Annotated in this window: 12 protein-coding genes; 6 read left to right on the top strand and 6 right to left on the bottom strand. The window is 52.3% G+C overall.

What is annotated here, in order from left to right; all coding sequences use genetic code 11:
• Window positions 1-12: 12 nt before the first annotated feature.
• From tmk to VF399_07960, 5 genes are all read left to right on the top strand, one after another.
• Window positions 13-642 carry a dTMP kinase gene (tmk, locus tag VF399_07940; GenBank protein HEX7320271.1) on the top strand — a complete coding sequence of 210 codons (630 nt, stop codon included), beginning with the start codon at window positions 13-15 and terminating at the stop codon, window positions 640-642.
• Entirely contained in the window at window positions 639-2,162 is a 1,524-nt protein-coding gene (locus tag VF399_07945; protein ID HEX7320272.1) for a S41 family peptidase, read from the top strand. Before tmk ends, VF399_07945 begins: the two co-directional genes overlap by 4 nt.
• Window positions 2,163-2,329: 167 nt before the next feature.
• Window positions 2,330-5,128: a phosphoribosylformylglycinamidine synthase subunit PurL gene (gene purL, locus VF399_07950; protein HEX7320273.1), complete on the top strand. Its 2,799-nt coding sequence runs from the start codon at window positions 2,330-2,332 to the stop codon at window positions 5,126-5,128.
• A gap of 17 nt (window positions 5,129-5,145) precedes the next feature.
• Entirely contained in the window at window positions 5,146-6,072 is a 927-nt protein-coding gene (locus tag VF399_07955; protein ID HEX7320274.1) for a 4Fe-4S double cluster binding domain-containing protein, read from the top strand.
• 135 nt (window positions 6,073-6,207) lie between these two features.
• Window positions 6,208-6,654 carry an Hsp20/alpha crystallin family protein gene (locus VF399_07960; GenBank protein ID HEX7320275.1) on the top strand — a complete coding sequence of 149 codons (447 nt, stop codon included), beginning with the start codon at window positions 6,208-6,210 and terminating at the stop codon, window positions 6,652-6,654.
• Between the two features lie 83 nt (window positions 6,655-6,737).
• Here the strand turns inward: VF399_07960 and VF399_07965 are convergent, their stop codons facing one another.
• From VF399_07965 to VF399_07975, 3 genes are all read right to left on the bottom strand, one after another.
• Window positions 6,738-8,060 (bottom strand): hypothetical protein, encoded by a 1,323-nt coding sequence (locus VF399_07965; GenBank protein ID HEX7320276.1) that lies wholly within the window; start codon window positions 8,058-8,060, stop codon window positions 6,738-6,740.
• Window positions 8,061-8,069: 9 nt separating this feature from the next.
• Window positions 8,070-9,032 carry a hypothetical protein gene (locus VF399_07970; GenBank protein HEX7320277.1) on the bottom strand — a complete coding sequence of 321 codons (963 nt, stop codon included), beginning with the start codon at window positions 9,030-9,032 and terminating at the stop codon, window positions 8,070-8,072.
• A gap of 89 nt (window positions 9,033-9,121) precedes the next feature.
• Window positions 9,122-11,272 (bottom strand): DUF5916 domain-containing protein, encoded by a 2,151-nt coding sequence (locus tag VF399_07975; protein ID HEX7320278.1) that lies wholly within the window; start codon window positions 11,270-11,272, stop codon window positions 9,122-9,124.
• A 118-nt stretch (window positions 11,273-11,390) separates the two neighbouring features.
• Between VF399_07975 and VF399_07980 the strand changes: the two genes are divergently transcribed.
• Window positions 11,391-12,758, top strand: coding sequence for a TlpA disulfide reductase family protein (locus VF399_07980; GenBank protein ID HEX7320279.1), 1,368 nt, complete (start codon window positions 11,391-11,393; stop codon window positions 12,756-12,758).
• Between the two features lie 65 nt (window positions 12,759-12,823).
• On the opposite strand, the gene VF399_07985 is transcribed toward VF399_07980, so the two are convergent.
• Genes VF399_07985 through VF399_07995 form a run of 3 tightly spaced genes read right to left on the bottom strand, consistent with a single transcriptional unit; the run spans window position 12,824 to window position 15,155 of the window.
• Complete coding sequence (locus VF399_07985) at window positions 12,824-13,450, bottom strand: zinc-dependent metalloprotease family protein (protein ID HEX7320280.1); 627 nt, start codon at window positions 13,448-13,450, stop codon at window positions 12,824-12,826.
• Entirely contained in the window at window positions 13,447-13,863 is a 417-nt protein-coding gene (locus VF399_07990; GenBank protein ID HEX7320281.1) for an NUDIX hydrolase, read from the bottom strand. Before VF399_07990 ends, VF399_07985 begins: the two co-directional genes overlap by 4 nt.
• The gene (locus VF399_07995) at window positions 13,845-15,155 is read right to left on the bottom strand and encodes a FlgD immunoglobulin-like domain containing protein (GenBank protein ID HEX7320282.1); all 1,311 of its coding nucleotides are present in this window, start codon (window positions 15,153-15,155) and stop codon (window positions 13,845-13,847) included. The genes VF399_07990 and VF399_07995 overlap by 19 nt, the downstream gene beginning before the upstream one ends.
• Window positions 15,156-15,160 lie beyond the last annotated feature (5 nt).

Raw genomic sequence — 15,160 nt, forward strand, 5'->3', positions numbered from 1 at the left:
GCGATGGATCCCATGAAACGGGGTCTGTTGATCACGTTCGAAGGCGTCGAAGGATCAGGCAAGACAACGCAAGCGAAGAACCTGGCACAGTGGTTTGACGAAAAAGGCATCCCCTATGAATTTGTCCGGGAACCAGGAGGAACCGATATCGGTGAGGTAATCCGTTCCATATTGCTTAACCCAGACCTTAAAGTCCATCCCAAATGCGAGGCTTTGCTGTTCCTGGCCGCCCGCAGTCAGGTCGTGCATGACCGGATCTTGCCGGCGTTGCAGCAAAAAAAGGTCGTGATCGTCGATCGGTTCTCGGATTCCACCTATGCTTACCAGGTATGCGGCCGCGGGCTTCCCGAACGGCTGATGCGCATCCTGAACCGGTTTGCCAGCGCCGGTCTCACGCCCGACCTTACGATTCTTGTGGACATCGACACATCCCGGCGCCATGAGCGGGGAAAAGATCATGACCGCATGGAGCGCGAAGACGACAGTTATCACCAGAAAGTACGCCACGCTTACCTGCAGTTGGCGCGGCGAGCCAAGAAAAGGATCAAGGTCCTCGATGGCGAAAGGTCCATTGAGGAATTGAAAAATGAAGTATTAAGGCATGTTCAGGACCTTCTGAACAGAAAGGGGCACCCATCATGAAGAAGATAATTATTCCGTTATTATTGGTATCCCTGATATGCGGGATATTTATCGGCAGCCGACTGTGGGCCGGCACCGAAACTTATCAGTTGCTCAGGATCTTCAACCGGATCCTTAAAGATATCGAGGACAGTTATGTCGACCCGGCAAGCTCTGATTCGCTGCTGCACGGCGCTATCAACGGCATGATAAAGTCGCTGAACGATCCGCACACCGTCTATTTGTCAAAGAGCGACTATGAAGACCTGCGCACTTCTACCGAGGGTGAATTTGGCGGGATCGGAGCCCAGATCGGCAAGCGCGATGAGAAGATCATGATCGTATCCCCGCTGGATGGAACGCCCGCTTACCGGGCGGGCTTGATCCCTGGCGATAATATCACCATGATCGACAGCGTACCGACCCAGGGCAAGAACGTCGAGGTTGTAGTGCATGAGATCCGCGGCGAACCCGGCACCAAGGTGCGGCTGACGATCCAGCGGCAGGCTATCGCCGAACCGTTCGATGTCGTGCTCACGCGCGCGGTCATCAAGCTGGAAGCGGTACGGTATTATGGCATGCTCACCCCCGATATCGGCTATGTGTATCTCGCCACTTTCTCAAGAACCGCTGATGCCGAGCTCAAACAAGCGCTCGACTCGCTGTTTGCCAATGGCGCGAAAAAAATAGTCTTTGACTTGCGGTTGAACACGGGTGGTCTTCTCCAGGAAGGTGTCATGGTCAGCGAACTGTTCCTTTCCCAGAACAAGGATATCGTCACCACGCGCGGCCGGCGAGAACCCCAGCGCACGTTCAAATCGTTGAAAACGTATGAATATGGCGAGTTCCCCATGATCACGCTCGTGGACGGTGGTTCCGCTTCAGCGTCCGAGATCGTTGCCGGCGCACTCCAGGACTGGGACCGGAGTTTGATCATCGGGACCAGGACTTTCGGAAAGGGATCGGTCCAGACCTTGAACCCCCTTGAGGACGGCGGTGCACTCAAGCTCACCACCGCCCGCTGGTACACGCCTTCAGGACGGTGTATTGACAAACCGTTTGACGAAAATGACACCGGCACCACCGAAGTCATAGATACGACGGCAGTCTACACGACCGTCGGTCCCCTCAAACGCAAGGTGTACGGCAAGGGCGGCATCACCCCGGACATCACGATCGAACCTCTTCAACCGACCAAACTGGAAATCGATGTCTGGTCCAAAGGTCTGTTCTTTGATTTTGTTATCGATTACACGGGCTCCCATAAAAATATCACCAGGGATTTCAAGGTCGATGGCCCGGTCCTTGAAGAATTCGCCGCCTTCCTCAAATCCAAAAAGGTTGATTTTACCGACGCGCAGTTCGATTCGATACAGACGATCTTCGCCCAGCGTTTGAAACAAGAGATCTTCGCCAATCTATGGGGTCAGAAAGAACGTTACCGCATTGGCTTGCCGGACGACCCGTTTGTCCTGAAAGCCCTGGAACTTCTGAAGGAGGTGAAGAATCAAAAAGACCTTTTTCGGAGCGCAACCAACTGAGGTGAATCAAAAACAACGCGCTGTGGATTTTAGAATTTTTCTATGGGTCGCGCTGGCGGCAATGCTGACCGTGCTGTTCTTGAAGTTACGGACCCGAAGGGAAAAGGATGGGTCCCGGTGACGGCGACACAATTGCCTTCTCGTGATCTTTTACACGGACTAATGCCATGCACCGCATCGAAATAAGACGCAGGAACGACCCCCGCGAAAAATCGGTCAAAGAGGATTTCATTACGCTTGGCGCCAGGGACATCACCAGGGTCGCGGTCCGCGATGTCTACTACCTCGACGACACGTTGACGCGCCAGCAGGCCAGGCGCATAGCCCGCGAGCTTTTCTGCGACCCGGTCGTGGAGGAACTCACGATCGGACCGGGCCGCGGTTTTGATGTAATGTTCAACCCCGGCGTCACCGATCCCCGGGAAGCAAGCATAAAGAAAGCGATCGCCGACCTCGGCCTTAAAGCGCCCGCGGTAAAGACCGCGACGAATTATGTTATCACCGGCAGCTTCAATGCGCCGTACCGGAAAAAGATCGAGCAGCTGGCCAGTTTATTCCTCTACAATCCTCTGATCCAGCACATCAGGTACGCGCACGAGAAAATGTCCCGTCATAAACGGTATCGCCTCAGCATCGTCACAGTCAGCCTTGATCAGGATCTTAAGAAACTAAGCGACGAGATGGGGCTTTCACTTTCGCTCGCCGAAATGAGGACCATAAAACGTTATTTCACCCGCAAGAACCGCCAGCCCACGGATGTTGAGCTGGAGACCATCGCGCAAACCTGGAGCGAGCACTGCGGGCACAAGACCTTCCGTGGCAATATACTTTACCGCGGAAAACGGATCAGGAATCTGCTGAAGAACACGATCATGAAATCCACCCGGCAGATCAACAGCCCCAGGTGCCTGTCGGTTTTCCATGACAACTCTGGCGTGATCGATTTCGACGAGACTTACGGCGTGTGCTTCAAGGTCGAAACCCACAACCACCCGTCGGCTCTGGAACCTTACGGAGGTGCCGCTACCGGCATCGGCGGGGTTATCCGTGACATTCTCGGAACCGGGCTTGGCGCCAAGCCGATCATGAATACCGATGTCTTCTGTTTCGGCCCGCCGGATTTCCCATATCGACGGTTACCCGAGGGTATACTGCACCCGCGCCGGATCATCAAGGGAGTATACCAGGGGGTCAGGGATTACGGGAACCGCATGGGTATTCCGACGCCCAGCGGCGCAATCTATTTTGACGAAGAGTTTCTATATAACCCGCTGGTCTACTGTGGCACGGTCGGACTGATCAGGAAAGACCGTATCGAAAAAAAACCATGCCGGGATGATCTGATCGTCCTGGTCGGCGGCAGGACCGGCCGTGACGGCATTCATGGCGCCACCTTTTCATCGGTAGAACTGTCGAGTGAATCAGAGAAATCGTGCGTGCAGATCGGCAACCCGATCATGGAAAAACGCGTACTTGACTGCCTGCTCCCGGTGAGCGATCAGGGGATCGTGAACTGCGTCACTGACTGCGGCGGCGGCGGGCTGTCCAGCTCGGTCGGCGAAATGGGCAGAACCCTGGGCGCGAAGGTGAACCTAGATAAGGTGCCTCTCAAATATCAGGGACTGACACCCCGGGAGATCTGGATCAGCGAATCCCAGGAACGCATGATCCTATCCGTGCCCCGCCGGCATCTAAAAAAAGTATTAAAAGAATTCCAGGACGAAAATGTGGAAGCGACCGTCATCGGCTCGTTCACCGGCGACAAAATGCTCAGACTCAACTATGGCCGCAAGAATGTCTGCACGCTTGACATGGATTTTCTACACGATGGCTTGCCTATGCCCACCAAAAAGGCAGTTGATAAAATGACTCCTCCGAAAAGGATCAAGATACCGCTGCCGCGTGATCACGCAAGGGTCCTGCTGGAACTTGCCGGCAGCCTTAATTCTTGCTCACGCGAATGGGTGATCAGGGAATACGATCACGAAGTGCAAGGTGCCAGCGTGATCAAACCGCTGGTCGGCGTCGACCATGACGGACCCCAGGATGCGGTGGTCATTAAACCGCTACTCGGCGGGAACAAGGGGATCGTGGTTTCGTGCGGGATCAATCCCTCGTACGGCAAGCTCGATGCCTATAACATGGCGGCATCGGTGATCGACGAGGCACTGCGGAACCTTACGGCGGCGGGCGGTGATATCGCGCGGGCCGCGATGCTCGATAATTTCTGTTTCGCGTCGCCGGAACGTCCGGACGTGCTGGCTGACATCGTCCGCTCATCGCAGGCTTGTTATGACACAGCGATCGCCTTCGGCGTGCCGTTCATATCGGGCAAGGATAGCCTGAACAATGAATGGATGGATACTAATGGTCGCAGCCATCGTATCCCGCCGACCTTGCTTATATCCGCTATGGGGGTCATCGATGACGTCGAGTCCTGCATAACCATGGACCTGAAAAAGGATCACAGTGAACTTTTTTTAATCGGCGATACATACGAGGAACTGGGGGGTTCAGAGTACTGCCGGCACCTGCGCATCCACGGCGGTCGGGTTCCCGGTGTGGACTTCAAGACCGCGCCGCTCATCCTCAAACAACTCCACGCGGCGATCACGCGCGGACTGATCCTCGCCTGCCACGATCTCTCGGAAGGCGGATTAGCACTGGGCTTGAGCGAAATGGCCCTAAGCGGTAACATCGGCGTGGATGTCGACCTGGACCGCGTATCGTACCGCGGCACGGTCCGGCGGCCTGATTTTATCCTTTTCGCCGAATCAAATTCGCGTTTTATCATCGAAGTTTCAGCCGGCGACGTCAGCCAGCTTCATCAGATCTTTTCCGGCCTGCCCATGAGCCATATCGGATGTACGAAGCCGCACCAAAACCTTGTTGTCCGCGCCGGCGGCAAGAAACTCATCGCTGTACCCCTCGCCATCGTGAAAAAACGCTGGAAACGCATAACCTGAGCGCCATGGCTTGATCTATGCATGAACAACTCATCTCTCATCTCCGCACCCATGGTCTGGAAGGCGGCATCATTCCGGTCGGCCGTCTTGCTGTGATCGGCGACGAACTCAATAAATGGCACCATGATAAATTGCTCAGTGATGAAGTTCACTCCGAATATCTTTCCTGGTTTGACTATAACTACCGGAATTTCTTATCTGATGCGCAATCCGTTATTATCGTCGCGGTCCCTGATGTGCAAACAAAGATCGTCTTTACGTGGCATAAAGAATCCCATCCGTTCACGGTCCCGCCCACTTACCTGCACTGGCACCAGGTGAATAAAAAAGCCGAGGATGTGCTTTTGAAAATCCTGACTCCGGCACGACGTAAACTCGTTCCGGCAAAACTTCCGCTGAAACTGACAGCGGTGCACAGCGGCGTCGGACAATATGGTAGGAACAATATCTTTTACATCCTCAACAAAGGTAGTTTTCACCGCCTTGCGTGTTTTTTCTCCGACTTCCCCTGTGACGACGGCAGCGGCTCATGGGTCGATCTTTCGCACCTGCCCCGCTGTGATAAATGCGACGTCTGCGTCAAGAGCTGCCCCACCGGCGCGATCCATCATGACCGGTTCCTGATATCGGCCGAAAAATGCTTGACATTCCATACTGAACGGTCCGGCGATATCCCGTTCCCGGACTGGATCAAACCGACCTGGCACAACTGTCTGGTCGGATGCATGATCTGCCAGAAAGTGTGTCCCGAGAACAAAGCCTTTTTGCAACACATCCGCCTGGGCGCGACCTTTACCCAGAATGAAACGGAATTGCTCGTCGGCAAGAAGCTCCCGGACAGGCTCCCGCCCGAGCTTGAGGCCAAGCTTAAAGATAGCGATCTATTGGAGATCCTGGACATCATACCGCGCAACCTGCGCGCGCTGTTGGGTATCACCTCGTAAGCCTCCCAAAACACAAAACCAAACCCTGTCAACGGCTCCCGCAAGACCGATACTTTTAGTAGAACTAAACTTTTCCGCGTCCGCGATGTCAAAAGGTTAGAAGATGAAATATCCAAAGATGAAAGGAGACGCACCATGTCAGAAAAATATCTAAGCAAATGGGAGCCGTTCCGGGATCTAGTGAGCATGAGGACTGACGTTGACCGTCTTTTCGAGTCTTTCTTTGGCAAGGAGATGAAGATGACGGAATCCATGTGGCATCCGCTGATCGACATTGCCGAGCATGACGGCGTGATCGAGGTAAAGGCTGAGGTCCCGGGAATGCAGAAGGAAGATATCAAAGTGTCGGTGCGCGACAATATGCTTCAGATCTCTGGGGAGAGAAAGCAGGAAATCGAGAAGAAAGATAAAACGTATCACGTGCTCGAACGTTCCTATGGAAAATTTGTGCGCACCATAGATCTGCCTGCCCAAGTCGATGCCGACAGGATAAAAGCGAACTACAAAGACGGTGTTCTAACGATTGTTCTTCAGAAGCCAGAATCACTTAAGCCCAAAAACATTGAAGTCAATTTAAATTGACAGGGAATTAGTTAAGATTAGGCGGAAGAACGCAAAGGGCCGGGTTTTATACCCGGCCCCAATTTTTTTGTCTTACATGACGATCATTCCAGCAAGATCAATTTTGTCATTCCCGAAACCGTACCAACAACAGGTGAGATAAAATAACAGCCGGCGGCGACCAGGCGGCCCCGGTCATCCCGGCGGTCCCACAAAACATCGCACGGGAACTTTTTGACATGGGAGGTAACGAGCGATCTTACTATTTCCCCAGCTGCGTCATAGACCGCCAGCCTTACTTCGCCGCTGCCAAACTTGTTGATCCTGACGATAATGTTCCCGCGCGCCGGGTTCGGGTTGCAGGTGATGATCGCGCCGTATTCCGGGCTCGCATGCCGCGCTTCCTCGATCCCGACCGGATTCTTGACCCGGACCAGCATGCTCTCGGGCCGCGAATTACCGTATTCATCGCTAGCCACGACCTTAACCCAGTACGGTCCGTTGGGCACGGTCGTCGTCTGCCAGCATAACATCGAATCCGTATATTCGATGGTTGAATCGCCGTCCGTATTCGTGAAAATATAATAGAGGCGCCGGTTCAGGGAATCGTAGTTGCAGTTGCTGTTGCACGTGCCGTCGTCCTTGTAAATAGTTCTTACCTGCGACGTCGTGTAGGAATCGAGCGATTCCGAGAACTGCACGCTCAGCATGGGCGGTATCACGTAATTCCCCACGGTATCGCGGATCGAATAAACAAGCTTGTACACGGCTACCCACCACGTATTGTGATTCATCTTGTCCTCGACCCGGCAGATGAAATCGACGTTGCCATAGATGCTGTCGGGGTTCAGATACGTGTTTGTTTGATTGGTGCAGATGCCAAAAATGCGTCCCGTGACCGCGTTGGTGAACACCGGTATCGTGCGGTCAGTGTCGGGAGCAACCTCGGTCAGCGGGTTCTTGTAGTACCCTCCGTAGCTTGACCACACCACCCCGGAATTACGGTTCTTGGAATAATGGTTGTGATTGAATCCGGCAGTCGGCCAGGTCACGATCCGGGCGATCGTATCGCTGACATAAACGGTATCGCCGACCTGGACCTGGATCGAAGGGCCGTCCACGTGATAATACTGGTAGCCGGAGCAAAAGGCGGCGCCCGCAGAGTCGGCGACCGATATTCCCATGTAATACGTGCCGCTGTTCCAGATGGCTTTGACATAACCGTATTTCACCGCGGTTACCGGGTGGAGCGCCGGGACCATGATATCATCGCCATTGTGCACGTAGGGGCTCCCGCCGTAGTCCTGAAAAATACCCCATGAATTGCCTACGGGCCAGACCTGGTTCTGAGGCGGGTGCGGCCAGAGCATCTGAGCGGCGATGATGCTGACCAGACCGAAAATCAATAATATTCCTTTTATCTTCATGATCCCTCCCTAGAACCGGTACTCAAAAGCATTTTCCACGGTCGTGACCGTGAAGGTTTGTTCATCGGTAAAAGCAACAATGGGAATGAACGCGTTCCAGGTTTTGTAAGGTATCGCGGTCTGCCACTGGACATCGCCGTTTTGATCCAATAGGTTCACTAACCCGCGCGCATGCCGGTTCTGAACATCACGGCCCAGATCCTCGTCTTCACCGACCGCGACCAGAGAATTGTCATGAGAAATGCCGACCGAGATATATTCAAGTTTCCCAGTGATCTCTTCACGCTTGAACATGACGGCTTTTTCAAGCAAGCCGTAGACCACTAAAAGCTTGCGGTCGATGAACGCAAAAAGCGACCCGTCACGGGAAAAAACCATTTGCCGGATAAAAGGGGATCCTATCGGTATCCGGCCGATCTCTTGACCTGACTTAAAAAGAATGACCTGGTCATCGGTCGCCAGAGCGATCAGATCGCCGTCACGGCTGAGCGCGCACGAATTGGCCTTGCCCAGGTTGTACAATTCTTTGCCGGCATTGTCAAAAACACGCACGCCGTTGATCCCGTCATGAACGCAGTAGACCGCACCGTTCTCCGAAAAAGACCGGACCATGAGAAACCCGATCTCGACCGTGCCTGTTTCTGCACCTTGTACATTATAGAAATGAAGTGTGCCTTTTCCTGAAATAGGGCCGTCATAATCGATCCCCACAACAACGCCGTCATCTCCGATATCGAAAAGCGTGTGGCCAAAATTATTTTTGTGAAAGACAATAGCGTTATTGGCGTCGTATAAGGTAAACTCAGCGATCGGGATGAACTCGGAATTACCAGTATCATACGTAAACGATGCGTGGTACAAGTTTTTCTCAGAATATACTTCCATGGAATGGCCGATTGCTGTGCTTTCTTTCAGCAGGACCGGCTGGATGGCGAGCGCCAGTATCGGAAAAAACAGGATGAATTTTTTCATCGAACCTCCTTTAATAGATTATAAACACTTCATGTTGAATTGCAAGAATGATTTTGCCCTGGCGGCCGGCCGAATACCGGCGGTGGCGATCAGAAATAAAACAGGTATTTTGCTTTTACTGCGCCGACCTGGTATATTGGCTTGACCACGCCTGGTTCGTCGACCTCGGCGCGGTAATCGTTGAGCGCGATATAGATCCATGACTTGGGGCTGAAGTTCCACGAAAAGAGCGCGCCCGTGCGAACAGCTGCCAGCCGCGTCTCTTGGGCATCCCCGGCTTCATCATAGATGATAAATTCGCTGAACAAAGTGATGGTCGCGGGCGTCGTGATGTAAAATTTGGTGTTGGGCCGGAGACGCATGGTCTTTGCCAGGAGTGTGTTTTCCGGATCCCATTCCAGCCAGTAATTCGCGTCTATTCCCACGGCCAGGTGTTCAATGACCGACCAGCGGCAGGTCGCATAACTCGATCCCTGGTAGGCAAGGAAGCCGCGTTGGTAATTATAGTTGTAACCGTAATTGCTGCCGAATTCAAGATGCTGCCCCATTAGATTTCCCCAGGCCGAAAGGTTCACGTTACGGTACTGGTAGTTCGTGTCAGCTTCATAATACGGGCCGAGATAACCCGAGAGATCGCATCCCCATTCATTACGGGTATTGGGGTTGAACTCCAAAACCGCGATCTTTGACCAATCAGTACTGCCGGCTTCTTTTATTAATACCGCGCCCAGCGCCGTGTAGATATTGCTGATAAACCCGCGCTGGAACTGGTTGAATGGTCCGCAGAGTATCAGGACCTTCTGCTCGCCGGCCATGGGCACGAACCCGATCGATTTTACGTTGAATGAATCATGGATCGCGCTGGCGCCGCCCAGGGCAAGAAACGGACCGAAGAAACCGAACATGCCGGACGACACTGCCCAACCCTTTTTGCCGCTGCTGTCGCTGACCGCGGCCTGGGCAATGTACTGGTTGGGACCCCGGCGGTACACGTTGTCAAGCCCCACCGCGTAATTATAATTATCTGCGGTGTCACGCATTCCGCTGACCAGTATACCCAGATCTGAATTCTGGAATAAGCGCCGCTTCATGCGAAAGACGCCGTATATTTTATTGGTCTCCAACAGGGTATCGTTTCTTTCATATTTACCGGTGAAAGCTCCGAGTAACCCGTAATTTGTGTTCTCTGTTTTACTGGTCAGTTTCAGGCCGCCGATTATCGGTACGGCATCGCCGTTCATTGACTTGCCGACGCTCCGGCTGTAAAAGAGCTGGAGCGGCGTGAAAAACCCCTTATTCTCGCCAAAATCGGACATCCGGAAGATATCTTTACCTTCCAGGAAAAACGGCCGTTTCTCGCTGAGAATAGTCGGATATCGGTTCAGGTTCAATGTATAAGGATCAGACTCGATCTGGGCAAAATCAGGGTATAGCGTGCTGTTGAGCGTCGTCTGCGGCGTGATATCCCACTTGATATTCAAGCTGCCGCTCGGTTTGATCTTCATGCTGTCGGTCCCGCTGCTGTCAGAATATGACCGGTGCCGGTCGTCCCGCACATAAACTTCAGGATACAGCTCAAAATTGTATCCCTGCACCCGCGGGTCAACGCCGGTCATGACCGGCCACTTCGAGATCAATTCTCCTTCTTTTTGCAGCGTCTCGGTCCAGTAATCAGTCTCATGGTTTGCCGCGATATACCTCATGAACTGTATCCCCCACTGATCAAGACCGTTCTTATACCTTATCGTCTTGAAGGGTATTTTAAATTCCGCGACATATTGATTATCATAGAATTTGATCGCGAAATACCACACCCCATCCCATGAATCGTCCATGGTCCGGCCGTCATCAAGGATCCACCCGTCATCATATATACCGCTGCCATTGATGAGAAAATAATAGGCCGTGGTCTTGCTGCCGAACGGATCAATACCCACGGCGATAAAATCTTCCGCGGTCGTAAGATTAGCTATCATTTCGTGGCTGTCAGCGTGGCAGACAAAAGCAAAATACAAATTACTGTGGTCTTGTAAGACATAAACTTCCGTTTTTTCAGTGCTTTTTTCCATTTCATAGGGTTCATACTGGATAAAATCATAGGCCGAATCAGCCTGGTTCCACACTTCATCAATAATTCCATCGATCCTGGGACTTATCGCGGTAAAGTGCACTTCCAGCGATTTAGGCTGGGTTTGAACCTGACAAAATACGATCGTGGCAATTACGATCATTAAGTGCATATTTGGCTCCTTTTAATATTATACGTAATTATATTGAAAAAGTTTCATATTTCCATAACATCCTTTACTTTTCAGTGTTGCTGATTATAATAGCGAGATCACAACAGCGAGGTAAAAAATGAAATCCATAATAAATAACATCGTTCTTTTAGCATTTAGCGCTGGGATCATGGCAGCCCAAGCTCAAGAGACTCTTGGCTTTAAAGATCTGCGGTGGGCGTATGATCTGACGCCTGGCACTAAGCTGGTATACTCGATCGAGGACCGCACGACCCTGTCCAATACCGAGAATGGCCGCGTCGGCACAATGACGGTCTGGACGATCAGGCAGAACGACGCCAGGGACCTGCACGTGGTGATAAGCGGCGTCATGTTACCTTACCGGCTCCGACCGGAAAACGAGCGCGATGACTATCCACCGGAATTTAGTTACGCATTCTGTGACCTCAGCCCCAATGGAACATACCGGGCCCACTGGGCGCTTGAACATACATATTTCCAGGACCTGTTCATCCCCATGCCCGCCAGCAGCGAACAGGCAGTGGCAGGATGGGGATCCGGCGAGCTCCAATTTGCAGAAAAAGAGCATTACCGGGCCCAGTCCGAAACGGTTTCTGACTCGACGGTGACTCTTTCGGTCGTGCGAGAAAGCCCGCTTGACCGGATCCACGGGATATCAAATGCATCGCTGGTGGTCTTCAGGGTCAAAGATGCCGGCATGGTGCCGACATCCAAAAAACTGATCAAAGACCGTACCGGCGGCATCCATACTGAAACAGCGATCACGCTGGATTCGGTAGTCCAGTTCGATCTCGCCGCCATGAGGGATTTTTTCAGCGAAGCCGACATCTACTTTGCCGCTGATTCAGCTTACGATAACTTTGTATCCAATGCCGAGGAAGACCCTGCGCATGCAGTAGAATGGCTCGCTGATGCCGAGTCAATACTGGTCAAAGCCCGGTCGGATATTATTCAGCCCGAACTGAAAAGCATTGTCGCGCAATGGACCGACGGATTTGTCTCTGATTCACAGTACATCAACGACATGATCAGAAAAAGGAGCGAGATCATTGGAAAATCAGCTCCCGCCTGGAACGCGGTTGATTTCAAGGGTAAAAAACACTCTCTGAACAAATATAAAGGAAAGGTGGTCGTGCTTGATTTCTGGTACAAGAACTGCCCATGGTGCATCCGGTCAATGCCGGCGCTCAAACGCGTTGCCGAACGTTTCAAAGACAAGCCTTTCGCCATCATCGGCATGAACGTGGACAAGAACGAGGATGACGCCCTGTTGGTCATGGACACGCTCCAGCTGAATTATGTCAATGTTAAAGCCGGCGAGATAAACAAGCTCTATGGCGTGACCGGCTACCCCACGTTATTCATCATCGATAAAAAGGGCAGGTTCTACGACATGCGCATCGGGTATACCCCGGACCTTTACGAAACATTGGTAATATCGGTTGAAGCTGCACTGGCGAAATAACGGTAGAATAATTTAGTTATTAAGTAATTATGTAATTAGGCAAATAAAAAAAGCGTCCGCGTATTCTAATCCTGATCGCTTAAGATCGTCCGCACCTTTGCCTTGCATTCTTCACAAAGTTCGCCGGTTTCGTTATCCACGGTCCTGATCGTACCTTTGGCGTCCTCCATCAAACACCCCTGGTTGGGGCAGTGGTCAAGACCAAAGTTGTGACCGAGTTCGTGGTTGACGACCTTGACCAGGCGTTCATGAAATTTCTGGACCGAGACTTTTTTCTTTCCCAGGCGGTACGTGGAGATCACGCATACGCGGCCCGGCATGTAGCCGAGTCCAAAAATACCCCAGTCATAATATTTTCCCTTGGTCGTGGAAATGTCCTTCCTCGTAATACCCAGGATCATAGTGTATCGTTCAAAATTACCAATACTGTCCAGGTATACAAGGATCTTTTCCGCACGGTACCGTTTGCCCGGCTTGTAGTAGGCTTGTCCTGGCATTCCCATGCCGGGCAGGACCGCGACCTCGACTTCATATAACGAAGTTATCCCTTCAATAATATTATTAATAATGACCGTATCGACCGTTCCCAACGGCTGGACCGCGAGCATCAGCCGGCATGTATCTGACCATTCTGATGCCTGGCCAAAAAGGCATGTCATTGACAATGATAATATCGTGATCAGCATAGTCATGGCTCCCTCTCTATTGTTACCGCAATGCCCTGGAAAAACACCAGGTCGGAATCAAACATTTTGCCGATGGCCGGCATCTCGTGAACGCTTACCCACCGGTATTCTTTTACTTCCAGAGGATTGGCGCTGATCTCATCATCAATGTGTCTTACCACCCACCAGTGCAGCCGGTATTCCTTGTTATGGGTCAGGCATTCCCAGACTTTTTTTTCCGGCTCTACGGTGATCCCGAGTTCCTCCTTTGCCTCCCGTATCACTGCTTGTTCCTGGGTTTCATCCTTTTCAACCGCACCCGTTACCGGACACCAGTAGTCCTCAGACGCGTCTTTTTTAGCCCGTCTGATGAGCAGATATTTATCCGCCTTGTTAATAATAACTACCGCAACCGCATCCTTCATCTTAACAAAATGCATTTAGCTGCGGTTGACATATCACCGGCTCTTAAGGTCACAAAATAAATGCCGCCGGGAAGCCTGCTGCCGGTGTCGTCTTCGCCGTGCCAGGTGAACGGTTTTGTTGCGTTAAAAACAATGCTTCTGACCCTCTGCCCTGCGCTGTTGTAGATCGTAGCATGGACGCTCGAAGTAAGAGTCAATGGCCAGCGGATCGTCACGGCCCGTGAAAAAATTGTTGGACCGACAACAGCACGCAGCAATGTGCTGTTTCTATTTTCCGATATCAAACTTGCAGGCGCGCTGGCCAGGCATATTCCGCCGACCGCTTCGTACAGCATCTTGTATGCGGTGCCGTCGAAGACCACATCGGGAGCCCAGGGACCGCCAGTATCGACCGGTGGATCAAAGGTAGAGAGCACGGGATTGCCCCCGTATTTGATCCAGTTAATGCCGTCGGTCGAGGTCGCATACCCCACGCGCGACGTATCGAGCGTGCTGTCAGCTGCATAATCGGCGATCGAAGCCCCAACATACCACATTTCATAAATGCCGCCGGTCTTTCGAACACCAGGCACAGAAACCCACCCATCATCGAAAGAACCAGGCGCGCCGACATCGAGCACGGGATTATGTAACGTATCTTTGATCCAGATAGAACCGTCGCCTGACGTAGCTCGGCCGATGCTGATCCGTAAGTCGCTCGGCAGACCGGGTCCATAACCGACGCCGGTGTACCACATCTCATATAGATCTGACACTGAATCGTACAATACGGCTGGTGACTCGACCCAGAAGCCATCCCACCCCATCAGTTCGCCCTTTTCCAGGACCGGGTTGGCCGGATCTTTAGTCCAGCTTATCCCATTGGTCGATGTCGCCATGCCGATCGCTGAATAAACGACGGACAAAGAATCACCGTAGTAGTAAAGCTTGTAGCCATTATTATCGTGGATGATCGCGGGCGTGTCCAGCCAGCGTGAATCCCAGGCACCAGGAGATCCCACATCCAGCACCGGCATGGGCGGATCCCTTTTTATCCAGTCAACGCTGTCGGTCGAATACGCGTAACTTATTCTACCTCTTAAGATTGAGTCTCCGATATAGGCGACACCGGCTGCGGCATAGTACATCTTGGTCGTGTCGTTCTCGAATACGCAGGTTGGCTGCCCGATCCCGGCCCACTCCCAGATCCCGGCCAGCGTCGTATCTTTCGTCATCACCGGGTTGTTCAGATACTTTGTCCAATTGGTCTGGCAAAAGCCAATTCCAGCCGCGATCAGGATCAGCATCGAAATTCCTCTTTTGATCATAGGAT

The organism is bacterium (assembly GCA_036382775.1).
Lineage (GTDB): Bacteria > Hydrothermota > Tepidihabitantia > SM23-42 > JAOAFX01 > DASVHD01.

Excerpts from the sequence above, each read along its gene's own strand:
- purL (HEX7320273.1), top strand. The coding sequence starts at position 2,330 with ATGCACCGCATCGAAATAAGACGCAGGAACGACCCCCGCGAAAAATCG.
- VF399_07970 (HEX7320277.1), bottom strand. The coding sequence starts at position 9,032 with ATGAAAAAATTCATCCTGTTTTTTCCGATACTGGCGCTCGCCATCCAG.
- tmk (HEX7320271.1), top strand. The coding sequence starts at position 13 with ATGAAACGGGGTCTGTTGATCACGTTCGAAGGCGTCGAAGGATCAGGC.
- VF399_07965 (HEX7320276.1), bottom strand. The coding sequence starts at position 8,060 with ATGAAGATAAAAGGAATATTATTGATTTTCGGTCTGGTCAGCATCATC.
- VF399_07975 (HEX7320278.1), bottom strand. The coding sequence starts at position 11,272 with ATGCACTTAATGATCGTAATTGCCACGATCGTATTTTGTCAGGTTCAA.
- VF399_07960 (HEX7320275.1), top strand. The coding sequence starts at position 6,208 with ATGTCAGAAAAATATCTAAGCAAATGGGAGCCGTTCCGGGATCTAGTG.
- VF399_07955 (HEX7320274.1), top strand. The coding sequence starts at position 5,146 with ATGCATGAACAACTCATCTCTCATCTCCGCACCCATGGTCTGGAAGGC.
- VF399_07990 (HEX7320281.1), bottom strand. The coding sequence starts at position 13,863 with ATGCATTTTGTTAAGATGAAGGATGCGGTTGCGGTAGTTATTATTAAC.
- VF399_07995 (HEX7320282.1), bottom strand. The coding sequence starts at position 15,155 with ATGATCAAAAGAGGAATTTCGATGCTGATCCTGATCGCGGCTGGAATT.
- VF399_07945 (HEX7320272.1), top strand. The coding sequence starts at position 639 with ATGAAGAAGATAATTATTCCGTTATTATTGGTATCCCTGATATGCGGG.
- VF399_07980 (HEX7320279.1), top strand. The coding sequence starts at position 11,391 with ATGAAATCCATAATAAATAACATCGTTCTTTTAGCATTTAGCGCTGGG.
- VF399_07985 (HEX7320280.1), bottom strand. The coding sequence starts at position 13,450 with ATGACTATGCTGATCACGATATTATCATTGTCAATGACATGCCTTTTT.